Source organism: Paracoccus sulfuroxidans, from assembly GCF_007830335.1.
GTDB lineage: Bacteria > Pseudomonadota > Alphaproteobacteria > Rhodobacterales > Rhodobacteraceae > Paracoccus > Paracoccus sulfuroxidans.
In genome coordinates this window covers 167,176-190,030 of record NZ_VLKU01000009.1, presented here as the reverse complement: position 1 = coordinate 190,030, position 22,855 = coordinate 167,176, and the positions used below count along the sequence as shown (strand labels likewise).

General features: G+C 65.1%; 24 protein-coding genes. 16 read left to right on the top strand and 8 right to left on the bottom strand.

The genetic code is table 11. The annotated features are described in order from the left end of the window. On the top strand, positions 1–1,196 hold a 1,196-nt coding region (locus tag IQ24_RS15165), incomplete at its 5' end, for an acyl-CoA dehydrogenase (RefSeq protein WP_145399125.1). A 226-nt stretch (positions 1,197–1,422) separates the two neighbouring features. On the opposite strand, the gene dprA is transcribed toward IQ24_RS15165, so the two are convergent. Together dprA and tldD are read right to left on the bottom strand one after the other, a co-directional pair. Next, complete coding sequence (gene dprA / locus IQ24_RS15160) at positions 1,423–2,670, bottom strand: DNA-processing protein DprA (protein ID WP_145399124.1); 1,248 nt, start codon at positions 2,668–2,670, stop codon at positions 1,423–1,425. A 168-nt stretch (positions 2,671–2,838) separates the two neighbouring features. Next, positions 2,839–4,260, bottom strand: coding sequence for a metalloprotease TldD (tldD, locus tag IQ24_RS15155; protein WP_145399123.1), 1,422 nt, complete (start codon positions 4,258–4,260; stop codon positions 2,839–2,841). A gap of 162 nt (positions 4,261–4,422) precedes the next feature. Here tldD and coxB point away from each other — a divergent pair, with 162 nt between their 5' ends. The 11 genes from coxB (at position 4,423) to IQ24_RS15100 (ending at position 13,795) form a co-directional block, all read left to right on the top strand. After that, complete coding sequence (gene coxB, locus IQ24_RS15150; RefSeq protein ID WP_145399122.1) at positions 4,423–5,319, top strand: cytochrome c oxidase subunit II; 897 nt, start codon at positions 4,423–4,425, stop codon at positions 5,317–5,319. Positions 5,320–5,330: 11 nt separating this feature from the next. Beyond that, a complete protein-coding gene (gene cyoE, locus IQ24_RS15145; protein ID WP_145399121.1) occupies positions 5,331–6,248 on the top strand; it encodes a heme o synthase in 918 nt (305 codons plus the stop codon). Further along, entirely contained in the window at positions 6,242–6,577 is a 336-nt protein-coding gene (locus IQ24_RS15140) for a hypothetical protein (RefSeq protein ID WP_242008218.1), read from the top strand. The genes cyoE and IQ24_RS15140 overlap by 7 nt, the downstream gene beginning before the upstream one ends. Then, positions 6,574–7,155 (top strand): cytochrome c oxidase assembly protein, encoded by a 582-nt coding sequence (locus IQ24_RS15135; protein ID WP_145399120.1) that lies wholly within the window; start codon positions 6,574–6,576, stop codon positions 7,153–7,155. The genes IQ24_RS15140 and IQ24_RS15135 overlap by 4 nt, the downstream gene beginning before the upstream one ends. A gap of 34 nt (positions 7,156–7,189) precedes the next feature. Further along, entirely contained in the window at positions 7,190–7,990 is an 801-nt protein-coding gene (locus IQ24_RS15130) for a cytochrome c oxidase subunit 3 (RefSeq protein WP_145399119.1), read from the top strand. A 71-nt stretch (positions 7,991–8,061) separates the two neighbouring features. Beyond that, positions 8,062–8,466 (top strand): GFA family protein, encoded by a 405-nt coding sequence (locus IQ24_RS15125; protein WP_145399118.1) that lies wholly within the window; start codon positions 8,062–8,064, stop codon positions 8,464–8,466. Next, complete coding sequence (locus IQ24_RS15120) at positions 8,466–9,137, top strand: SURF1 family protein (RefSeq protein ID WP_145399117.1); 672 nt, start codon at positions 8,466–8,468, stop codon at positions 9,135–9,137. Before IQ24_RS15125 ends, IQ24_RS15120 begins: the two co-directional genes overlap by 1 nt. Positions 9,138–9,145: 8 nt before the next feature. After that, a complete protein-coding gene (gene thrC, locus IQ24_RS15115) occupies positions 9,146–10,534 on the top strand; it encodes a threonine synthase (RefSeq protein ID WP_145399116.1) in 1,389 nt (462 codons plus the stop codon). Further along, positions 10,531–11,796, top strand: a complete 1,266-nt coding sequence (locus tag IQ24_RS15110) for a M16 family metallopeptidase (RefSeq protein ID WP_145399115.1) — start codon at positions 10,531–10,533, stop codon at positions 11,794–11,796. Before thrC ends, IQ24_RS15110 begins: the two co-directional genes overlap by 4 nt. Then, positions 11,796–12,377 (top strand): GNAT family N-acetyltransferase, encoded by a 582-nt coding sequence (locus tag IQ24_RS15105; RefSeq protein WP_145399114.1) that lies wholly within the window; start codon positions 11,796–11,798, stop codon positions 12,375–12,377. The genes IQ24_RS15110 and IQ24_RS15105 overlap by 1 nt, the downstream gene beginning before the upstream one ends. 14 nt (positions 12,378–12,391) lie before the next feature. Beyond that, positions 12,392–13,795, top strand: a complete 1,404-nt coding sequence (locus tag IQ24_RS15100) for an FAD-binding oxidoreductase (protein WP_145399113.1) — start codon at positions 12,392–12,394, stop codon at positions 13,793–13,795. Here the strand turns inward: IQ24_RS15100 and IQ24_RS15095 are convergent. Then, complete coding sequence (locus tag IQ24_RS15095) at positions 13,764–14,678, bottom strand: LysR family transcriptional regulator (protein ID WP_145399112.1); 915 nt, start codon at positions 14,676–14,678, stop codon at positions 13,764–13,766. The genes IQ24_RS15100 and IQ24_RS15095 overlap by 32 nt on opposite strands. A gap of 108 nt (positions 14,679–14,786) precedes the next feature. Here IQ24_RS15095 and IQ24_RS15090 point away from each other — a divergent pair, with 108 nt between their 5' ends. Then, positions 14,787–15,209, top strand: a complete 423-nt coding sequence (locus tag IQ24_RS15090; protein WP_145399111.1) for a DoxX family protein — start codon at positions 14,787–14,789, stop codon at positions 15,207–15,209. Between the two features lie 146 nt (positions 15,210–15,355). Then, positions 15,356–16,858 carry an acetyl-CoA hydrolase/transferase family protein gene (locus IQ24_RS15085; RefSeq protein WP_145399110.1) on the top strand — a complete coding sequence of 501 codons (1,503 nt, stop codon included), beginning with the start codon at positions 15,356–15,358 and terminating at the stop codon, positions 16,856–16,858. Positions 16,859–16,964: 106 nt separating this feature from the next. On the opposite strand, the gene IQ24_RS15080 is transcribed toward IQ24_RS15085, so the two are convergent. The 5 genes from IQ24_RS15080 to IQ24_RS15060 form a co-directional block, all read right to left on the bottom strand. Next, entirely contained in the window at positions 16,965–17,747 is a 783-nt protein-coding gene (locus IQ24_RS15080; protein ID WP_145399109.1) for a MetQ/NlpA family ABC transporter substrate-binding protein, read from the bottom strand. Between the two features lie 26 nt (positions 17,748–17,773). Then, positions 17,774–18,448: a methionine ABC transporter permease gene (locus IQ24_RS15075; protein ID WP_145399108.1), complete on the bottom strand. Its 675-nt coding sequence runs from the start codon at positions 18,446–18,448 to the stop codon at positions 17,774–17,776. Beyond that, positions 18,438–19,487, bottom strand: a complete 1,050-nt coding sequence (locus tag IQ24_RS15070; protein ID WP_145399107.1) for a methionine ABC transporter ATP-binding protein — start codon at positions 19,485–19,487, stop codon at positions 18,438–18,440. The genes IQ24_RS15075 and IQ24_RS15070 overlap by 11 nt, the downstream gene beginning before the upstream one ends. A 141-nt stretch (positions 19,488–19,628) precedes the next feature. Next, the gene (gene tpiA / locus IQ24_RS15065; RefSeq protein ID WP_145399106.1) at positions 19,629–20,375 is read right to left on the bottom strand and encodes a triose-phosphate isomerase; all 747 of its coding nucleotides are present in this window, start codon (positions 20,373–20,375) and stop codon (positions 19,629–19,631) included. 124 nt (positions 20,376–20,499) lie between these two features. Then, a complete protein-coding gene (locus tag IQ24_RS15060) occupies positions 20,500–20,871 on the bottom strand; it encodes a HesB/IscA family protein (RefSeq protein ID WP_145399105.1) in 372 nt (123 codons plus the stop codon). A 361-nt stretch (positions 20,872–21,232) separates the two neighbouring features. On the opposite strand from IQ24_RS15060, the gene rpsD reads away from it, so the two are divergent. Next, a complete protein-coding gene (gene rpsD / locus IQ24_RS15055) occupies positions 21,233–21,853 on the top strand; it encodes a 30S ribosomal protein S4 (RefSeq protein ID WP_145399104.1) in 621 nt (206 codons plus the stop codon). A 203-nt stretch (positions 21,854–22,056) separates the two neighbouring features. Further along, entirely contained in the window at positions 22,057–22,839 is a 783-nt protein-coding gene (locus IQ24_RS15050; RefSeq protein ID WP_199756593.1) for a hypothetical protein, read from the top strand. Positions 22,840–22,855: the final 16 nt, after the last annotated feature.

Genomic DNA, 22,855 nt, shown 5'->3' with positions numbered 1-22,855 from the left:
CGAAAGACGCCCCTGATCTTGGCCGCTTTGACTGGGAGGACCCTTTCCGGCTTTCGGATCAGCTGAGCGAGGAAGAGCGGATGCTGCGGGACGCGGCGCGGTCTTACGCGCAGGACCGGCTGCAGCCGCGCATCATCGACGCCTATCGCGAGGAGCTGACCGACCCGGAAATCTTCCGCGAGATGGGTGCGATGGGCCTGCTGGGCGTCACCGTGCCTGAGGAATACGGCGGCATCGGCGCCTCTTACGTCGCCTACGGCCTGATCGCGCGCGAGGTCGAGCGCGTCGATTCGGGCTATCGCAGCATGATGTCGGTGCAATCCTCGCTGGTGATGTACCCGATCTATGCCTATGGCAGCGAGGAACAGCGGCAGAAATACCTGCCGAAACTGGCCTCGGGCGAGTTCATCGGCTGTTTCGGCCTGACCGAGCCGGACGCGGGCTCGGACCCCGCCGGCATGAAGACCGTGGCGAAGAAGACCGCCGGGGGCTATGTGCTGAACGGCTCGAAGATGTGGATCTCGAACGCGCCGATCGCGGATGTCTTCGTGGTCTGGGCCAAGTCCGAGGCGCATGGCGGCAAGATCCGCGGCTTCGTGCTGGAGAAGGGGCTGAAGGGGCTTTCGGCGCCGAAGATCGGCGGCAAGCTGAGCCTGCGCGCCTCGATCACCGGCGAGATCGTGCTGCAGGATGTCGAGGTTGGCGAGGACGCGCTGCTGCCCGGCGTCGAGGGGCTGAAGGGCCCGTTCGGCTGTCTGAACCGGGCGCGCTACGGCATCAGCTGGGGCGTGCTGGGGGCGGCCGAGTTCTGCCTGCATGCCGCGCGCCAATATGGGCTGGACCGGCACCAGTTCGGGCGGCCGCTGGCCAATACGCAGCTGTTCCAGCTGAAGCTGGCGAATATGGCGACCGAGATCGCGCTTGGCCTTCAGGCCAGCCTGCGGGTGGGTCGGCTTCTGGATGCGGCGGAGGCGGCGCCCGAGATGATCTCGATCATCAAGCGCAACAACTGCGGCAAGGCGCTGGAGATCGCGCGGGTGGCGCGGGACATGCATGGCGGCAACGGGATCTCGGAGGAGTTCCAGGTGATGCGGCATGCGGCGAACCTCGAGACGGTGAACACCTATGAGGGCACGCATGACGTCCATGCGCTGATCCTGGGACGCGCCATCACCGGGCTGCAGGCGTTCTTCTGAGGAAGAGCGCGGCTTGAGAGGCGTGGACGCTGAATGAGGCGTCCATGAATCGTGGCGTGATTCCAGTGTTTTGGCAGGGGCATCTCAAGGAAAAGGCTGCGAGCAGGGGCCGCGGACCAGATCTACAACCACCGAATACCGGCAGATCTTAACTGTACACATGTGGCACCGCTGCAAATACCGGCCAGTTTCACGCCGAAACGGGGAGGATGGCCGCCCCTCGCGTTTAGGTCAAAGCGATCCGCCCGCCCGGAAGTCGTTGCACCTGTCCCGACAGCTCGAGTTCCAGCAACGCCGGTGCCAGCATCGCGGCAGGCAGGCCGAGGTCTCGGACCAAATGGTTTTCTTCCGTTGGGCTGGGACTCAGTCGCGACAGGATGCGGGCTTCAAGTGCTGCGGGCCCGCCAGTGCCTCCCCGTGTGATCGGATGGACCGCATGACCCAGAGCGGCCAGGCGTTTGGCGACGGCGGCGGGTTGCAGCCCACGCATGGGTGAACGCTTTTCCTCGACGATGGAAGCAGTTGGCGCAGGTTGCGGTGAAGCTACCGCAAGAGGCTGCTCCGACACGGTGACCGCAGCGGGCGCCTCCAGTGCGGCCAGCACATCGGCCGAGTTGCGCACCAGCAGTGCGCCGTCTCGGATCAGCGCATTGCAGCCTGCGGCGCGGGCATCCATCGGATGTCCCGGCACGGCCATCACTTCGCGCCCCTGATCCAGCGCGCAGCGGGCTGTGATGAGACTGCCCGAGCGATGCGCAGCCTCGATCACCACGACAGCGCTGGCGAGGCCCGAGATGATCCGGTTGCGGGCCGGGAAGTGGCGGGCGACCGGCTCGGTCCCCGGAGGTTGTTCGGTGACCAGCAGGCCGGTGTCGCAGATCTCCTCGGCCAGCGCGGCATTCTCGGACGGATAGATCATGTCGATCCCGCCTGCCATGACGGCGATTGTGCCGCTGGTCAGGCTGGCTTCATGCGCGACGGTGTCGATCCCGCGCGCCAGCCCGGCGATGACGATGCTGCCAGATTGCGCGAGCCCCCCTGCCATGCCGCGCGCCATGCGCAGGCCCAGCGAGGAGGCGTTCCGCGCGCCGATCACCGCGACGCCCGGCCGTTTCAGGACAGCAACGTCACCCTTGACCCAAAGGACCGGCGGCGCGTCGCCGATCTGGCGCAGTTGCGCGGGATAATCCTCATCCAGCCATGTCAGCAGGTGCGCACCCGCGCGATGGCCTGCGGCCAGTTCGGCCTGTGCCGCTGAAAGGGGATAAGTCGCGTAATCCCCGATCCCGGCTTCGGCTGCGAGGGCGGGCAGGGCGGAAAGTGCGGCAGTGGCGCTTCCATGCTCGGCCAGCAGCCGGTGGAAGGTCGCGGGCCCCACTTTCCGCGAACGGATGAGGCGCAGGACCGACAAAGCGGCATCCTTCATCGTCGGAGCGTGGTACGGGGTGTCGAAAGAAAGCGCTTTTGTCGCCATGACCATGCCTTTGCCTCATCCGCTGAGACAGGCATGACATGGAAGGGGTTAAGATTCGGTTAGCAGCCGCCGCCCCGGCCCCCAACCCGGCACGGGCGCGCGCGAAACGCGCCCGAAAGCTGCGAACCCATGTCGCAGGGGCCGCGACATTTTGTCACTGCCTGCGCCTCAGGCCGCCGAGCCACCCACGGTCAGCCCGCCGATCAGCAGCGAGGGCAGGCCGACGCCCACCGGAACCCATTGGCCCTGCTTGCCGCAATTGCCAATGCCGGGGTCCAGCGCGAGGTCATTGCCAATGGCGCGGATGCCTTTCAGCGCGGTCGCGCCGTCACCGATCAGCGTCGCGCCCCGGATGGGGTCGCCGACCTTGCCGTTGCTGACGCGGTAAGCCTCGGTGCAGGAGAAGACGAATTTCCCGTTGGTGATGTCGACCTGACCGCCGCCGAATCCGACCGCATAGATGCCATCCTTCAGATCCGACAGAATCGCCGCAGGATCGTCCTGCCCGGCCAGCATGAAGGTGTTGGTCATTCGGGGCATGGGGGCATGCGCATAGCTTTGCCGACGGCCGTTGCCGGTCGGCTCGACGCCCATCAGGCGGGCGTTCTGGCGATCCTGCATATAGCCCACCAGAATTCCGTCTTCGATCAGGGTGTTGCGACGCGGCGCGTTGCCCTCGTCATCGACCGAGATGCTGCCGCGCCGGTCGGGAATGGTGCCGTCGTCGATGACGGTGACGCCGGGCGAGGCCACGCGCTGCCCCATCAGACCGGCGAAGGCCGAATGGCCCTTGCGGTTGAAGTCGCCCTCGAGCCCGTGGCCGACGGCCTCATGCAGCAGGATGCCCGGCCAGCCCGGCCCCAGCACCACATCCATCATGCCCGCAGGCGCAGGAACCGAGCGCAGGTTCACCAGCGCGATGCGCAAGGCCTCACGCACAAGGCCCTGCCAGTGGTCGGGCTGCACCATGCCGTCCAGCGAAAGACGGCCGCCGCCACCGGTGCTACCGGTCTCGCGCCGGGTGTTCGACTCGACGATGACGGAGACGTTCAGCCGCGCCATCGGGCGCACATCCGTGGCCAGGCCGCCTTCGGGGCGCAGGATCGCAACCTCTTGAACCGATGAGGAAACGCTGGCCGAGACCTGCACGACGCGCGGGTCCAGGTCGCGGGCGAAGGCGTCGATTTCGCGCAAAAGCGCGACGCGTGCGGCGAAGCTGATCCCCTCGGCCGGGTCGATCGCGGCATAAAGCGGCGTGATCTTCGCCACCGGGGGCAGGGCGAGCGTGCCGCCGCCATCGCCGACCGCCAGACGGACGGTCTGGGCGGCCTGTTTCAGGGCGTGTTCGTTGATCTCGGTCGAATGGGCATAGCCGGTGACCTCGCCCCGGACGGCGCGCAGGCCGAAGCCCTGCTCGGCCTCATAGCTTGCGTTGCGCAAACGGCCATCGTCGAAGACCAGCGTCTCGGCGCGGGAGCGTTCAAGAAACAGCTCTCCGTCGTCGGCGCCCGACAGCGCATCCTTCAGAAAGGACAGCGCGCGGTCCTGGTCAAGATGGGTCTCGAAAGGGGAAAACAAGGCTTCTGTCATAGGTCCCGTCCATGCCTGGAAAGCTTCGGCTAGGGGTTTTTTAGGCTGAAGTCGATAGGTATGACTTGCCCGTGATGGTAAGATATGGTTCTGGTTCACCAACGATGCCGGCCGGGTCTGATGACTTGGGCCTGTCGGCTTGACTGTAGGCAATGGGATGGGATGATGGCAATTGCGATGATGCGCCGCGGTCTGGCGGCAGTAGCTGGCCTTGGACTCACAGCGATGGTCGCCGCTCCGGCGATGGCACAGGAAGTGCTGGGCGAACTGCCCACGATCGGCAAGCCGGTCAATGGCGGCATGGGGTTCCAGCCCGCAGCGACGCAGATCGCGCATGACCAGCAATGGCTGGATCACTTCGTTCTGTACATCATCACGGGCGTGACGATCTTCGTCTGTCTGCTGCTGCTGGTCTGCATCCTGCGCTTCAACAGCCGCATGAACCCGGTTCCCGCGCGCTTCACCCACAACACCCCCATCGAGGTCACCTGGACGCTGATTCCCGTCCTGATCCTGATCGCCATCGGCGCCTTCTCGCTGCCGATTCTGTTCCGCAGCCAGGAAATGCCCAGCGATCCCGATCTGGTGGTGAAGGCCATCGGTCACCAGTGGTACTGGTCCTATGAATACCCGAACGACGGCATCGCCTTTGACGCGCTGATGCTGGAAAAGGACGCGCTGGCCGACGCAGGCTACACCGAGGACGAATACTTGCTGGCCACCGACAACGCCCTTGTCGTGCCGGTCGGCAAGAAGATCCTGATGCAGTACACCGCGACCGACGTGATCCACAGCTGGACCATCCCGGCCTTCGCGATCAAGCAGGACGCCGTTCCGGGCCGTATCGCCCAGGCCTGGTTCGAAGTGGATCAGGAAGGCATCTACTTCGGTCAATGCTCGGAGCTTTGCGGCATCAACCACGCCTATATGCCGATCGTCGTGAAGGCCGTGAGCCAGGAAAAATACGACGCATGGCTGGCCGGTGCGAAAGAAGAATTCGCTGCTGACGCCTCGGACTATCTGCCCGCGCGGACCGTCCAGCTGGCTTCGGCTGAGTAAGGTCGAGGGCCGTGGCCGATATCAACGCATACCAAGGGCCGGCTGAGGCCGGCTTCGGGGACTATGTCGCGCTGCTGAAGCCGCGCGTCATGTCGCTGGTCGTCTTCACCGCCTTTGTCGGGCTGTGGATCGCGCCGCAGCCGATGAACCCTTTCGTGGCCTTCTGCTCGGTGCTGTTCATCGCACTGGGGGGCGGCGCGTCGGGTGCCCTGAACATGTGGTACGATGCTGATATCGACGCGGTCATGCGCCGGACCGTCTCGCGTCCGGTGCCTGCAGGCCGGGTGACCCCGGGCGAGGCGCTTGGCCTTGGTCTGGCGCTGTCGGGCCTGTCGGTGATGATGCTGGGGCTGGCGGCCAACTGGTTCGCCGCAGGCTTCCTGGCCTTCACCATCTTCTTCTACGCCGTGGTCTATACGATCTGGCTGAAGCGCTCGACGCCGCAGAACATCGTCATCGGTGGTGCGGCAGGGGCCTTCCCGCCCATGATCGGCTGGGCCTGCGCCACCGGCAGCATCGGCATCGAGTCGCTGCTGATGTTTGCGCTGATCTTCTTCTGGACGCCGCCGCATTTCTGGGCGCTGGCGCTCTTCATGAAGGAAGACTATTCCAAGGCAGGCGTGCCGATGCTGACCGTGACGCATGGTCGCCGGGTCACGCGCCGCCACATCTTCGCCTATACGCTGGTGCTGGCGCCCTTCGCGCTGTGGCTGGGCTTCACCTCGGTCGGCGGTCCGCTGTATCTGGCCGTCTCGGTGGTGCTGAACGCGCTCTTCATCCACGGCGGCTGGAAGATCCTGAAGCGGGAAGAGGCTGAGGCCGAAGCCGACGGCTACCGGGTCGAGAAGCGCTACTTCAAGCTGTCGCTCTATTACACCTTCCTGCACTTCCTGGCACTTCTGGTGCAGCACTGGATCGGGGGATGGTAATGCTTCCCAAGGTCGAACATGAACTGCACGGCCGTCGCCGCAGCAGGAACGTGGGGCTGCTGGTCGTGCTGCTGCTGTTCGTCGCGCTGGTCTTCGGCCTGTCGGTCGTCAAGATCACCAATGGCGACATGATGCAGGGCTATGATCACCGGCCGCGTCCCTCGATGCTGCCGCGCGATCCCAATCCCCCGGCGCCGAATGCCGCACCCGTTGTGGCACCGGGCGTGCCCGATACCGTCACGCCCTCCACGGCTGCTCCGGCCGCCGCGGTCGCGCCTTCCACCCCAGAGACGGCGCCCGCCGTCGAGGCTACGGAGGCCGCAGAATGAGTGGCAAGATGTCCAACGGACGCACGGTCGGCATGCTGGCAAGCATCGTCGTGGTGATGGGCGCGCTGGCCTGGGCCGCCGTCCCCTTCTACGACTGGTTTTGCCGGGTGACCGGCTATGGCGGCACGACAAATGTCGCCCAGCAGGCCCCCGATGAGCCGCTGAACGAGCTGATCCGCGTCCGCTTTGACGCCAACGTCGACCCCGGCATGGGTTGGGAATTCCGCCCCATGCAAAAGGACATGCAGATCCGCATCGGAGAGAACGCGCTGGCCTTCTATGAGGCCGTGAACATCTCGGACGAGCCGATCACCGGCACCGCAAGCTATAACGTGGCCCCCGATATCGCGGGCTATTACTTCGCCAAGATCGAATGCTTCTGCTTCACCGAGCAGGTGCTGCAGCCGGGCGAACGCATTGAAATGCCGGTCAGCTTCTATGTCGACCCCGACCTCGTGAACGATCGCGATGCCGGTAAGGTGCGCGACATCACGCTGTCCTATACTTTCCACCGGACCGAGCCCTCCAAGCCCCGACAGGCGGCACTGGACGGAACCTCGCAGCCGACCGTAAACTGAACAAAAAGACGCAGCAACAGCCGGGAACTGAGCTATGGCCCACGCAAAGAACCACGACTACCATATCCTTCATCCGTCCATCTGGCCGCTCATCGGTGCGGTGAGCGCCTTCTTCATGCTGAGCGGCGCCGTGATGTGGATGAAAGCCGGCGGTCCCTGGCTGTTCCTGGCGGGTCTGGCCGGCGTGCTTTACACCATGTTCGCATGGTGGTCCGATGTCGTCCGCGAGGGCGAGGACGGCGACCACACCCCGGTCGTCCGCATTGGTCTCCAATACGGGATCATCCTGTTCATCATCTCGGAAGTGATGTTCTTCGTGGCCTGGTTCTGGGCCTTCATCAAGAACGCCATGTACCCGATGGGGCCGGACAGCCCGATCAAGGACGGCGTCTGGCCGCCGGAAGGCATCGTCACCTTCGACCCCTTCCACCTGCCCCTGATCAACACCCTGATCCTGCTGCTGTCGGGTGTTGCCGTGACCTGGGCTCACCATGCCTTCGTGCATGACGGCGACCGCAAGACCACCATCAACGGCCTGATCGTTGCAGTGGTCCTGGGCCTCGCCTTCACCGCGCTGCAGGCCTATGAATACAGCCACGCTGCCTTCGGTCTGTCGGACACCGTTTACGCGGGTGCCTTCTACATGGCGACGGGCTTCCACGGCTTCCACGTCATCATCGGGACGATCTTCCTGTTCGTCTGCCTGATCCGCTTCATGCGCGGCCAGATGACCCAGGAACAGCACCTCGGCTTCGAGGCCGCCGCCTGGTACTGGCACTTCGTCGACGTGGTCTGGCTGTTCCTCTACGTCGTGGTCTATATCTGGGGTCGCTGATCCCGGCCTAGAAAGATTGATGTGGCGCGGGATGCAGGTCCCGCGCCATTTCCATTTCCGGAGGGACAATCATGCTGACAGGCGGATGCCAATGCGGAGCGGTGCGGTACCATGTCGATGCGGACCCCGTGGCGATCTATTGCTGCCATTGCAGCGAATGTCGTCACCAGTCCTCCTCGGCCTTCGGCATCTCGGTCATCGTGCCCGTCACGGCGGTCACCCTGCTGCAGGGAGAGCTGCGGATCTGGTCGCGCCCGACGCTCAGCGGCAAGAAGCTGGACTGTGCCTTCTGCCCGACCTGCGGCAGCCGCCTGTGGCATGTCGAGGACCCGCCCGGGGATACGCTGTCGCTGAAAGGCGGCAGCATTGACGGCGGCGTCGACCTGACCGAGGCCGCCCATATCTGGACCGCCAGCAAGCTGCCCGGCGTGGTCCTTCCCCCTGATGTTTCCACCTTCCCCGGAGAGCCTGTCTGATGCGTCGCTATCTTTTCCCGTTGATCCTTGGCGTGCTGGGCTGCGCCATCCTGATCTGGCTGGGGGTCTGGCAGCTTCAGCGGCTGGAATGGAAAGAGGGGCTGCTGGACGAGATCGCGCAGAAGATCAGCGGCGCGCCCGTGCCGCTTCCGGCCAATCCCGATCCGTCGATGAAATACATGCCCGTCATGGTCTCGGGTCAGACCACCGGGGAAGAGATCCATGTTCTGTCCGGCACGCGCGAGGCGGGCGGGGGCTATCAGATCGTCTCGGGCTTTGACACCGATGACGGGCGCCGGATCCTGCTGGATCGCGGTTTCGTCGATCAGGATCACAAGCGCGTCGCCCGCCCGCCGGTGCACCTGACGGTCGTCGGCAACCTGCACTGGCCGCAGGAAAAAGGCAGCGCCACGCCCGATCCGAACCTGACCGAGAATATCTGGTTCGCCCGCGACGTGCCCGCGATGGCGGCGCAGCTGGGGGCTCAGCCCATTCTCGTGGTTGCGGCTGAAGTGCAAGGTGATAATCAGGGCGTGATGCCCATACCCGTCGCCATCGAGGGGATCCCGAACAACCACCTCAGCTATGCGATGCAGTGGTTCATGATCGCGGCGGTCTGGGCGGGGATGACAGTTGCGCTGCTGTGGCGTATCAGGCAGCGTCGATTTTAGGGGACAAGATGCAATATGTTTCGACCCGCGGACAGGCGCCCGCGCTGAACTTTGAACAGGCGATGCTGACCGGCCTTGCCCGCGACGGCGGCCTTTACGTCCCCGAGACCATCCCCACGATGAGCTTTGACGAGATCGCCGCGCTGGAAGGCCTGCCCTATGAAGAGGTCGCGCTGCGCGTCATCCGCCCCTTCATCGGCGACTGTTTCTCGGAAGAGGAACTGACCGGCGCGATTGCCCGCGCCTATGGCAGCTTCGACCATGTGGCCCGCGCGCCACTGGTGCAGCTTGCGCCCGGGCATCACCTGCTGGAGCTGTTCCGCGGCCCGACGCTGGCCTTCAAGGATTTCGCCATGCAGCTGATCGGACAGCTGTTTCAGATCGCGCTGGCGCGCTCGGGTCAGCGGGTCACGATCGTGGGTGCGACCTCGGGCGATACCGGCTCGGCCGCGATCGAGGCCTTCCGGGGCCTCTCGAATGTCGATGTCTATATCCTTTACCCGCATGGCCGCGTCAGCGAAGTGCAGCGCCGCCAGATGTCGACGCCTGCCGATGCCAATGTCCATGCGCTGGCGCTGGACGGGCATTTCGATGATTGTCAGGCGCGGCTGAAGGATCTGTTCAACGACCATGCCTTCCGCGACGGGGTGGGGCTCGCGGGCGTAAACTCGATCAACTGGGCGCGGGTGCTGGCGCAGGTCGTCTATTACTTCTCGGCCGCCGTCAGCCTGGGCGCGCCGCATCGTCAGGTCGATTTCACCGTCCCGACCGGCAACTTCGGCGATATCTTCGCGGGCTTCATCGCGCGTGAGATGGGCCTGCCGATTGGCCGTCTGGTGATCGCGACGAACCAGAATGACATCCTGCACCGGGCGCTGACGACCGGCGAATACCGGGTCGGCACGGTCGAGCCCTCGATCAGCCCCTCGATGGACATTCAGGTCAGCTCAAACTTCGAGCGCGCGCTGTTCCTGGCCTATGGCCGCGACGGTGCCGCCGTCCGCCAGCTGATGGACGAGCTGAAGGCGGGTGGCTTCACCATCAGCCAGGGCGCGCTGGAACAACTGCGCGACAGCTTTGTCTCGGGCCGCGTCTCCGAGGCTGAAACGACCCAGATGATCCGCACCATTCTTGAGGAAACGGGCGAGGTGATCTGCCCGCATACCGCCGTCGCTGTCCGGATCGCGCGTGAAAACCTGCGTCCGGGCGTGCCGATGGTCTCGCTCTCGACCGCGCATCCGGCGAAATTTCCCGATGCGGTCGAGGCTGCGGTCGGCATCCGCCCCGCGCTGCCGCCGCATATGGCCGACCTCTTTGACCGGGATGAGCGGATCACCCAGGTTGCAAATGACGCCGAAGCGATTAAATCGCTGGTCCTTGAACGGAGGACCTCGTGACCGAAACGCGCATTGATACCCTGTCGAACGGCCTTCGCGTTGTGACCCGCAACATGCCGGGGCTGCACACCGCCGCCATCGGCATCTGGGTGAACGCCGGCTGCCGCGACGAAAAGGTCGAACAGAACGGCATCGCCCATTTCCTCGAGCATATGGCCTTCAAGGGCACCGCGCGCCGGACCGCGCTGGAAATCGTCGAAGCGATCGAGAATGTGGGCGGCTATATCAACGCCTATACCTCGCGCGATGTGACCTCATATTACGCGCGGGTGCTGGCGGGCGATGTGTCGCTGGCGCTGGACGTGATCTCCGACATCGTGCTGAACCCCAGCTTCGAGCAGCGCGAGATCGAGGTCGAGCGCGGCGTGATCCTGCAGGAAATCGGGCAGTCGCTGGACACGCCCGACGACGTGATCTTCGACTGGCTGCAAGAGGCCGCATACCCTGACCAACCCATGGGCCGCACCATCCTTGGCCCGGCCGAACGGATCAGCAGCTTCGGGCGCGGCGACCTATCGCGTTTCACCGAAGAGCATTACGGCCCCGAGCGGATGATCGTCGCGGCCGCGGGCGCGGTCGACCATGACCGCATCCTGCGTCAGGTCGAGCAGGTCTTCGCGCATCTGACCGCCCGCCCCAATGTCGCGCGCGAACCCGCCCGCTGGCAGGGCGCCGAGACGCGCAAGGTCAAGAAGCTGGAGCAGGCTCATTTCGCGCTGGCCTTCGAAGGGCCGGGCTATCTGGCGCCCGATTTCTATGCCGCGCAGATCTGGACGGCGGCGCTTGGCGGCGGCATGTCCTCGCGCCTCTTCCAGAAGATCCGGGAAGAGCGGGGCCTGTGCTATTCGATCTTCGCGCAATCCGGTTTCCATGACGACACCGGGATGATGACGATTTATGCCGGGACCTCGGGCGAACAGATCGCGGATCTCGCACATCTGACCATTGATGAGCTGCGCCGCAGCGTCGATGACATGTCCGAGGCCGAGGTGGCCCGCGCCCGCGCCCAGATGAAGGCCGGGATGCTGATGGGGCTGGAAAGCCCCACCGGTCAGGCCGAACGCATGGCGCGGTCACTGGCGATCTGGGGCAGGGTGCCCGACCCGACCGAGGTCGCCAAGCGCATCGACGCCGTGACCGTCGCGGATGTGCGCGCCCATGCCGAGCGGCTTCTGTCGCAGGCGCGCCCGGCGCTGGCGCTTTACGGTCCGGTGAAATCCGCGCCCACGCGTCAGCAGCTGGCCGAAAGGCTTGCCGCCTGATGTTCGTGCGCCGCCGTCCGCTGCGTCTGGATACCGAGCGGATGGTTCTGCGGCTGCCGACGCATGCCGATTTCAACGCCTGGGTGGCGCTGCGGGTCGAAAGCCGCGCCTTCCTGACCCCATGGGAGCCGGTCTGGGCCAGCGATCACCTGTCGCGCAAAAGCTTCACGAACCGCGTCTATTGGGCGCAGCGCGCCAGCCGGAACGGCACCGCGCTGCCCCTGTTCATCGTGCGCAACGATGGCGTCCTTTTGGGCGCGATCACGCTTGACAACATCCGCCGGGGGCCCGCGCAATCGGGGACCATCGGCTATTGGATCGGCGTGCCCTTCGCCCGTCAGGGCTATATGCGCGAAGCCATCGGTGCGCTGGTGCATCACGCTTTCGCGGGCCTTGATCTCAGCCGGATCGAGGCCGCCTGCCTGCCCGAAAACCTCGCCTCGCGCGGCGTGCTGGAGCGGTCGGGCTTCAAATACGAGGGCGTGGCGCAAAGCTACCTGCAGATCAATGGGCGCTGGCGCAACCATGTGCTTTATTCGAACCTGCGCAATGACAGGCGGGGACGCACGGAATCCCGCTAGGAAGGGAAGATCCGATGAGCTTGAACCCCGCGGATGACAGGCTGGCGGCCCTTTTGCCCGAACATGTCCTGCGTCCCGTCACGCCCGCCTATCTTGAGGATGCGCGCGGGCGCGAACCCGGTCAGGCCGGGCTGGTTGCCGCCCCCCGCACCACCGAAGAGGTCTCGCTGATCGTGCGCGCCTGTGCGCAGGCCCGCGTCGGCATCGTGACGCGCGGCGGCGGCACAGGGCTGGTCGGTGGGCAGATCATGTGGGACGGCCCCGCGCCTCTGGTCCTGTCGCTGGAGCGGATGACGGCCCTGCGCGGCATCTGGGCGCAGGAAAACGTGCTGGTGGCCGAGGCGGGCATGACCCTGCAGGCCGTGCGGGACGCGGCGGCGGGTCAGGGGCGGCTCTTCCCGTTGTCACTGGCCAGTCAGGGCAGCGCGGCCATCGGCGGCTGCCTGTCGACCAATGCGGGGGGCGTGACGGCGCTGCGCTATGGCTCGGCCCGGGCCCTGTGTCTGGGGGTCGAGGCCGTCCTGCCCGATGGCAGCATCGTCCATGACCTGAAGCGGCTGCGCAAGGACAACACTGGCTATGACCTGCGCGATCTGCTGATCGGGGCCGAGGGCACGCTGGGCGTCATCACCGCCGCCAGCCTGCGCATCGTCCTGCCGCCGCCCGAGGTGGGCACGGCCATGCTGGAGGTGCCCGACCCCGGCGCGGCACTGTCGCTGCTGGCGCTGGCCGAGGCGCGCATGGCCGGTTGTGTCACCGCGTTCGAGCTGATCGCGGGGCAGGGGCTTGCTTTCCTCAGCGAGGTCCTGCCCGAGATCCGCCAGCCGCTTCCGGGCGCTGGCTGGTCGGTGTTGATCGAGGTCGGTCTGCCGCTGGGCACCCCGGCCGATGGCGCTCTTGAGGGCCTGCTGGAAGAGGCGATGGAGCAGGGGCTGGTCTGCGATGGCGTGATTGCCCAGTCGGGCACGCAGGCGGCCGAGTTCTGGACCCTGCGCGAGCATCTGCCCGAGGCGAACCGGCGCATCGGCTCGATCGTCAGCCATGACATCAGCCTGCCGCTGTCAGAGATCTCGCGCTTCATTCAGGACGCCGGGCAGGTCGCGCGGGCGATGGAAGAAGACATCCGCATCAACTGCTTTGGCCATCTGGGCGACGGCAATCTGCACTACAACATGTTCCCGGCCAAAGGCCGCACCCGCGCGGAATACGGCGATCTGGGCCAGCGGCTGGCCGAGCGCATCCACGGCATGGTGATCGAACGCGGCGGCTCATTCTCGGCCGAGCATGGCGTCGGGCGGGTCAAGGTGCAGGACCTGCAACGCTGGGGCGATCCGGCGCGGCTGGCGGCGATGCGGGCGATCAAGACCGCGCTTGACCCCTTGGGGATCATGAACCCGGGGGCAGTCCTTCCTCGATGACCGGGCGCAGCCGCGCGCGCAGATGGTCCAGATAGGCCGTCAGGCGCGGCGGCAGGAAGGGCTGCGGCAGGTGCAGCGCCTGAATGTCCAGAAGCTGGCCCGGGAAATTGGCCAGCAGGCGAATGAGCCGCCCCTCGGCCACGTCGCGGGCGACGACGAAGCGCGGGCTCAGCGCCACGCCCTCGCCCGCCAAGGCCAGACTGCGCACGGCCTGCGCGCTGTTGACGGTGATGCGCCCCGGAAGGGGCACGCTGACCGCCTTGCCCTGAATGACGAAGGTGCCGCGATTGGGCTGGCTCGAGTTGCTGTCGCGCAGGCAGATATGCTCGCGCAGCGCGTCGGGATGGTTGGGCGCGGGGTGCTGCGCAAGATAGGCAGGGCTGGCGACCGCCCAGACCTCGGTCCGGCCGATCCGCCGAGCGATCAGGCTGGAATCGGCCAGCGCGCCAATGCGGATCGCCACATCGAAGCCCTGCGCCGCCAGATCGACGTAACGGTCGCTGAGCTGCAGGTCGATGTCGAGCGTCGGATGCGCCGCCAGAAAATCGCGGGTCAGGATGTCGATGAACATCTCGCCGAAGGTGACGGGGGCGGTGACGCGCAAGCGGCCCGTCAGTACACCGTCATCGGCATGGGACTGGGCGTCCAGTTCCTCGACCGCGGCCAGCACGCGGCGGGCGGCGAGCAGATAACGCTCGCCCGCCAGCGTCAGCGACAGAGACCGGGTCGTGCGGTTCAAAAGCGTCACCCCCTGCAGGTTCTCCAGCGCCGCGACATATTTGCTGACCAGCTTGTTCGAGATGCCCAGCCGCTCACCCGCTGCGGTGAACGAGCCCGCATCGACCACGGCGACAAAGGCGCGGATGCCTTCGAACCTGTCCATTCTATCCCCATAGTGGCGACAATATCTCCATGAATATGGCCGTTATCGGGACAATCGGAAAGCGCTATCTTGGTCACATCAAGAATTCAGCATTCAGGACCCAATCCGATGACACAGTTCACCCCGACGACCTCGACCGAGACCCGGAACGCCGATCTGGCCGCGCTGATCCTGCGCGTCTCGACCGGCGGACTTTTCGTCGCCCATGCGCTGATGAAGATCATGGTTTTCACGCCTGCGGGCACCGCCAGCTATTTCGAAAGCCTCGGACTGCCGGGATTTCTGGCCTATCTGACCATCGCAGCCGAGCTGGTCGGCGGCGCGCTTCTGATCCTTGGGGTTGCGACGCGCTGGATCGCGCTGGCGCTGGCGGCCGAACTGCTGGGCGCGGCCATTCTGGGCCATGGCGGCAATGGCTTCTTCTTCAACAATGAGGGCGGCGGCTGGGAATATCCGGTGTTCTGGGCCGTGACGCTGGTGGCGCTGTCGCTGCTGGGGAATGGCGCCTACGCGCTTGGCAAGCGCGACTAAGCGACCGCCTGAAGATCAATGCCGCCCCCTTATCGCGGGGGGCGGCGTTCGGCCGTTGCAGCATGGGCATGGCTGCGTTGATTTGTCACCGGCCGGTAAACTGTTATGGGGATGAGTCATCAGTAAATCGTGACCGAGGAACCGCGATGACCCAGGACTATCTGCACCGTATCCGCAATCAGGCGCTGCGCGAGCGCGTCGTGACGGCCGATCAGGCCGCCCAGCTGATCCAAGATGGCATGGTCCTTGGGATGAGCGGCTTCACCCGCGCGGGCGAGGCCAAGGCCGTGCCCATGGCGCTGGCCGAGCGGGCCCGCAGCCAGCCCCTGAAGGTGACGCTGATGACCGGGGCGTCGCTGGGCAATGATCTGGACAAGACGCTGGCCGAGGCGGGCGTGCTGTCGCGCCGTCTGCCCTTCCAGTCCGACCCGCATCTGCGCAAGGCGATCAACGCGGGCGAGGTCATGTTCATCGACCAGCATCTGTCCGAAACGGTCGAGCAACTGCGCACCCGTCAGCTGCCGCCTATCGACATCGCCATCATCGAGGCCGTCGCGATCACCGAAAACGGCGGCATCGTGCCCACGACCTCAGTCGGGAACTCGGCCAGTTTCGCGATATTGGCTGACAAGGTGATCGTCGAGATCAACACAAGCCAGCCCGAGGGGCTGGAAGGGCTGCATGACATCTATATTCCGACCTACCGGCCCTCGCGCGGGCCGATCCCGGTCATGGCGCCCGAAAGCCGCATCGGCACGCCCTATATCCCGATCCCACCCGAAAAGATCGCGGCCATCGTGGTGACCGAGAAGCTGGACAGCTCCTCGACCATCCTTGACCCGGATGATGAGACCCGCGCCATCGCGAGCCACCTGACCGAATTTCTGAAGAATGAGGTCCGGCAGGGCCGTTTGACGAACAGGCTGCAACCCCTGCAGGCAGGGATCGGCACGATTGCCAATGCGGTGCTGCACGGGCTGATCGATTCCCCCTTCCACGACCTGACCATGTATTCCGAGGTGTTGCAGGATTCGACCTTCGACCTGATGGATGCGGGCAAGATGAGCTTTGCCTCGGGGTCGTCGATCACGCTGTCGGCGGCGAAATATCGCGAGGTCCTGCCGCGTCTGGCCGAGTTCAAGCAGAAGCTGATCCTGCGCCCGCAGGAGATCTCGAACCATCCGGAGGTCGTGCGGCGTCTGGGGCTGATCTGCATCAACACGGCGCTGGAATTCGACATCTATGGCAATGTGAACTCGACCCATATCATGGGCTCGCAGATGATGAACGGCATCGGCGGCTCGGGCGATTTTGCCCGCAATGCCTATCTGTCGGTCTTCGTGACGAAATCCATCGCGAAGGGTGGCAAGATCTCCTCCGTGGTGCCGATGGTGAGCCATGTCGACCACAATGAGCATGACGTCGACATTCTGGTGACCGAGCAGGGGCTCGCTGATCTGCGGGGGCTAGCCCCGCGCGAACGGGCGCGTGTCATCATTGCGAATTGCGTGCATCCGGACTGGCAGCCGGCGCTGCAGGATTATCTGGACCGCGCCTTGGAGCGTGGGGGCCATACGCCGCACGTGATCGAGGAGGCGCTGAGCTGGCATGACCGGCTGCGCCGCACGGGGACGATGAAGCCGGAGTGACGGGTCGTCCCTGACGGAATGCGCGCGCCGGGCGGGATGCCGGGCGCGCGCTTTTTTTGGGTATTTGGGCAACGAAGAAATTCGGGGCCGGAGATAGGTGGCCGGATCAGAAGGCGGGGATGACCGCGCCTTTGTATTTCTCTTCGATGAACTTCTTGATCGCCGGGTCGTGATAGGCCTCGACCAGTTGCTTGGCCCATTCCGCGCCCTCATCGGATTTGCGGATCACGATGATATTGGCATAGGGGCCTTCGGCATTCTCGATGGCGATGGCGTCGGTGTTGGGGTCGAGATCGGCCTCAAGCGCGTAGTTGGTGTTGATCACCGCGATATCGGTATCGGCCAGCGAGCGCGGGAGTTGCGCCGCATCCAGTTCGAGGAATTCGAATTTCTTCGCATTCTCGGTGATGTCGAGCGGCGTCGGCGTCAGGCCGATGTCGTCTTTCAGCTTGATCAGACCTTTGTCCGCCAGCAGCAGCAGCGCGCGGCCACCGTTGGTCGGGTCGTTCGGAATGGCGATCTTGGCGCCCTCGGCCAGCTCGTCGAGCGATTTCACCTTGTCCGAATAGACGCCCATCGGGGTGGTGAAGGTCAGCGCGATCGGCGCGATCTCATAGCCGCGGTCGGCGATCTGCTGGTCGAGATAGGGCTTGTGCTGGAAGATGTTGGCGTTGAGGTCGCCATCGGCCAGCGCCTGGTTCGGCATGACGTAATCGGTGAACTCGACCAGTTCGATGTTCAGGCCCTTTTCCTTGGCGATGGGCAGGACCTGCTCCATGATCTCGGCATGTTCGCCGACCGAGACGCCGACCTTGATATCCTCGGCCGAGGCCATGCCCGCAAACAGGGCGACGGCGGCGGTCAGGGTTGCGAAACGGAGTTTTTTCATCTGCATTCTCCTGGTGATGAAGCGGTTCAGCGGCCCCGGTTGCGGGGCGCGCGCTTGTCGAAACGGGCAGCGATCCATTCGCCCAGAGTCTGGACGATCTGGACCATGACGATGGTGATGATGACCACGGCCAGCATCACATCGGGCATGAAGCGCTGGTAGCCGTAGCGGATGCCAAGATCGCCGAGGCCCTTGCCGCCGATGGTGCCGACCATGGCGGTGAAGCCGATCAGGCTGACGATGGCCAAGGTCAGGCCCAGCACGATGCTGGGCATCGCCTCGGGCAGCAGGACCTTGCGCACGATCTGCGCGGGCGTCGCGCCCATCGAGCGGGCGGCCTCGATCAGACCGCTGTCGACCTCGCGGATCGAGGATTCGATCAGCCGGGCGATGAAAGGGGCGACGGCGATGGTCAGCGGCACGATGGCGGCACTGGTACCGATAGCGGTGCCGACGATCCAGCGGGTGAAGGGGATGATCGCGACCGCGAGGATGATGAAGGGGATCGAGCGCGCGGCGTTCACCACCAGCCCCACGACCGTATTGGCGATGGGGGACGAGTAAAGCTCGCCCCGGCGCGAGGTGGCAAGGAAGATCCCCAGCGGGCCGCCGATCAGCGTGCCAAGCAGGGTGGCGATTGCGACCATGTAGAGCGTCTGCAGGGTCGAGTCCCAGAGAAGCTGGATCAGGTTAGCTGACATGGCCAAGCACCTCGGTGAAAAGTCCGTGCTGTTCAAGGAAGGCGCGCGCCTCGGCCGTGCGGGACGCGGGCAGGCCCACGATCAGGCTGCCGAAGGGCTTGTCGCCGATTTCCTCGATGGCGCCGGCCATGATGTTGACGCTGACGCCCAGTTCGGCGGTCAGCCGCGCCAGCATCGGATCGGTGGCATGGGGCCCGACGAAGGTAATCTGGACGACGGTTTCGTCATCAGCCGAGCGGGGCTCGGCCGTCATGCGGTCGGCGATGAAATGCGGCACCGCGACGCCGGTCACCCCGGTCAGGAAAGAGCGCGTGGTGGCGTGTTGCGGGCGCGAGAAGACGTCATAGGTTTCGCCGGATTCGACGATCTGGCCGTTCTCGATCACCGCGACATGGGTGCCGATGTCGCGCACCACCGCCATCTCATGCGTGATGAGCAGGATGGTCAGGCCCAGTTCGCGGTTGATGTCCTTGAGAAGCGCCAGCACCTGCCGCGTGGTGTCGGGGTCAAGCGCCGAGGTGGCCTCATCCGACAGAAGGACGCGGGGGTTCGTGGCCAGGGCCCGGGCGATGCCCACGCGCTGTTTCTGACCGCCCGAGAGTTCCGCCGGATAGCGCGCGGCCTGTTGCGTGAGGCCAACGAGCTCGATCAGCTCATTCACGCGGGGCTTGATGCGGGCGCTGTCGACGCCCGCGATCTCAAGCGGCAGGGCGATGTTGTCATAGACCGAGCGCATGGCCAGCAAGTTGAAGTGCTGGAAGATCATCCCGACCTCGCGCCGGATCGCGCGCAGGGCGGCGGGATCTGCCTCGCCCACGTTGTGGCCGTTCACGATGACCTTGCCCGAGGAGGGCCGCTCGAGCCCGTTCACCATGCGCAGCAGCGTCGACTTGCCCGCGCCCGACCGGCCGATGATCCCCGTCACCGCGCCTTGCGGCACGTCCAGCCAGATGTCCTGCAGCGCGATGACATCGCCGCTGCCCTTTTTCTGCGGATAGCGGCGGGTCACGCCCTGGAATGAAATTGCTGCCTCAGCCATCGCCTTGCCTTGTCTGTCAAGGCGATGTGCTAAGCGCTATCTGGCCTATATTGCAAGGGCCTGACGTGGCATGCCGGGGCAATGCCGTTCCGACTTTACGTCGCAAGCCAGAAAGACGTTCTTTTTTGTCGTATTTTCCGCTCAGGCGGCTGCCAGAGCCGCGACGATCGGCCCGAAATCCGAGGCTTTCAGGCTAGCGCCACCAACCAGCGCGCCTTCGACATGGGGAATGGCGAAGATTTCGGCGGCGTTGCCGGGCTTGACCGAACCGCCGTAGAGCAGGGTGAAATCGGCCCCATCGGCAAAACGGGCCGAGAGCTTGTCGCGCATCAGGGCATGCACCTCGGCGATCTGGTCATTGGTGGGCGTGCGGCCGGTGCCGATGGCCCAGACCGGCTCATAGGCGATCACGGTATTGGCGGCGGTGGCGCAATCGGGGACCGAACCGGCCAGCTGGGCCGCGATCACGTCAAGCGTCTGACCGGCGTCGCGCTGTGTCTCGGTCTCGCCCACACAGATGATGGCGACGAGGCCCGCCTGATGGGCGGCGATGGCTTTCGCGGCGACCTGGGCGTCGGTTTCGCCGTGATCGGCGCGACGCTCGGAATGGCCGAGGATGACGTGGGAGGCGCCGACATCGGCCAGCTCGGCCGCGGCGATGTCGCCGGTATGCGCGCCCGAGGCATTGGCGTGGCAATCCTGACCGCCGACCTTCAGCGCCGAGCCCTGCGCGCGCTGCGCCATAGCATGAACCAGAACGGCGGGCGGGCAGAGCAGCAGGTCACAGCCCGGCGCGGGATGCGCGGAGAGAAGCGCGTCCACCTCGGCCAGCGAGGCCAGCGTTCCGTTCATCTTCCAGTTTCCAGCGGCGAGTTTGCGCGGTGCCATGATCTATCCCCGTTCTATCATCTGGATCAGGGATTAGGCATAGGTGCCGAAGGGATCAAGCGTCTGGCGCGCCTGTTTGCGCCACCATGCGGCAAACTGTCTGGATGTGGGCCGGAAGGGCCGCTCAGCGGGTCGGGGCAGGGGCGGCGATGGGCTCGAACCGGATGGATTCGCCGCAGCCGCAGGCCTCGGTCACGTTCGGGTTGCGGAACTTGAAGCCGGATTCCAGGAGGCCGGTCTCATAGTCGATCTCGGTCCCGAAGAGGAACATCTGCGCGGTCGGCGCAATGAGGACGCGGGCCTCACCCTGTTCCACGACCTCATCGGCGGGGTTCGGCGTCTCGGCCATCTCCATCGTGTATTCCATGCCCGCGCAGCCGCCCTTCTTCAGGCCGATGCGCAGCCCATGCGCCGATTTCCCGGTCATCAACCGGGCGATCTGACGCTCGGCTGCCGGGGTGATGGTGACAGGGGACTTGCCGGGGATGGAGAACATGACGGGCCGCCTTTCTTCTTTCCTGAATGTAGGGCGTGACCGGCCGCGGCTCAAGCCCCTGACATGCCCTGACATGAAGGGCAATCGGGCGTTGTCAGGGGTTTCCTTCCGGCCCGGAATGGGCGATCTGACATCCAGCGGATGGGGATGCGGTCAATCGACCTGATCCCGGTCCGGGCGTCTTGACTCTGGCCCCATGCCGGGTATAAGCGCCGCTTCATTGGTGTTGGTGGCCCCCGCAAGGGGATTCCTGTCGGGCTTCGTGCCAGAGGACAACGCCCTTCGAATGCTGCGACGGCCCGGGGGCATGCTACCGATCCCGGACCCGCCGTCAAAGCGACATTTGTGAAGGAGATCAGCCGTGACCAAACGCACAGCTGCCAAGTACAAACTTGATCGCCGTATGGGCGAAAATATCTGGGGCCGCGCCAAGTCGCCCGTCAACCGCCGCGAATATGGCCCCGGCCAGCACGGCCAGCGTCGCAAGAACAAGCTGTCGGACTTCGGGACCCAGCTGCGTGCGAAGCAGAAACTCAAAGGTTACTACGGCGACCTGACCGAGAAGCAGTTCCGCCGCATCTATGCGGAAGCCGAACGCGTCAAGGGCGACACCGGTGAAAACCTGATCGGTCTGCTGGAGCGCCGTCTGGACGCCGTCGTCTATCGCGCGAAATTCGTTCCGACCATCTTCGCCGCCCGTCAGTTCGTGAACCACGGCCATGTCGAAGTGAACGGCAAGCGCGTGAACATCGCCTCCTACCGCGTGAAGGAAGGCGATGTCGTCTCGATCCGCGAGAAGTCGCGTCAGCTGGCCATCGTGCTGGAAGCCGTTGCCCTGACCGAGCGTGACGTTCCGGACTATCTGGAAGTCGACCACAACAAGATGACCGCGAGCTTCGTTCGCACCCCGGCTCTTGGCGACGTTCCCTACGCCGTGATCATGGAACCGAACCTGGTCGTCGAATTCTACGCTCAGAACTGATCCCGAGAGATCGTTCGAAGATTTGGCCGCGCCTTCGGGTGCGGCCTTTTTCGTTGTGGCGAGGCCGGGTTCTTTGGGTATTTGGGCAACAGAGAAATCTGGTGCGGCAGGGTGGTCACGCCGCTTCAACTTTCGGCGCAGCGGATTGCAAGTTTTGGGCCGCTGGCCCAGAAATGGGTGAGATGCGAATGCTGGAGGCCAAGATGAGGACCCTGACCCTGAGCGCCTGTCTGAGCCTGATGGCGGCGGGCATGGTGCAGGCGCAGACCGGCGCTCGGGATGAGCGGCTGTGGAGCTGCGAGACCTCGATCCAGGGCGAGCGGACCGAGATCAACTATGTCCGCGATCAGGCCTATCGTGACAATGTGGGCGTGATCGAGAACCGCTTTTCGAAATGGGGCAAGGTGTCATGCCCGGGATATGTGACGCTGCGCGAGATCCTGCGGCGCAATTCGGTCGCCGATGATGGCAGCTATTGCCTGCTGTGGGACGGGGCGAGCGACACCTATCTGGGCGCGCGGCTGGGGCCGCGAAAGGCCAATGCGGTCTGCCGCGTGACCTTCTGCCAGCGGGTCAATTCCACCAAGGCCGTGGCCTTCCAGGGCGCGAATGCGATGGCGACGGCGGGCTATGATGCCGTGACGCAGCGGCCCGGTGCGGTCCTGCTGAGCGCGACGACCGGGCAGCTGGCCGGAACGATCGAGGGGGCAGGGGCTGCGGCTGCCGGTCTCGCCTCATCGCCGGTTGCGGCGGGGGCGGTGCTGATCGGCGCGGCGGCGACAGGCGGGGCGCTGTGGTATTGCTCGGACGGGCCGCAATCGGCGGTGATCGCCGATGATCCCTTGCCCGAGCCCCAGCCCTACGAGCCCCGGCCCGAGGATATGCCTGCAGCCAAGCCCGGCGATGATGTGGTCTGGAGCTCTCCTCTGCCGCCGCCGGTTGAGGCGCCCGCCGCCGCGCCAGATCCGGCCCAGCCTAAGGAATGATCGCAAAAGGCCCCGG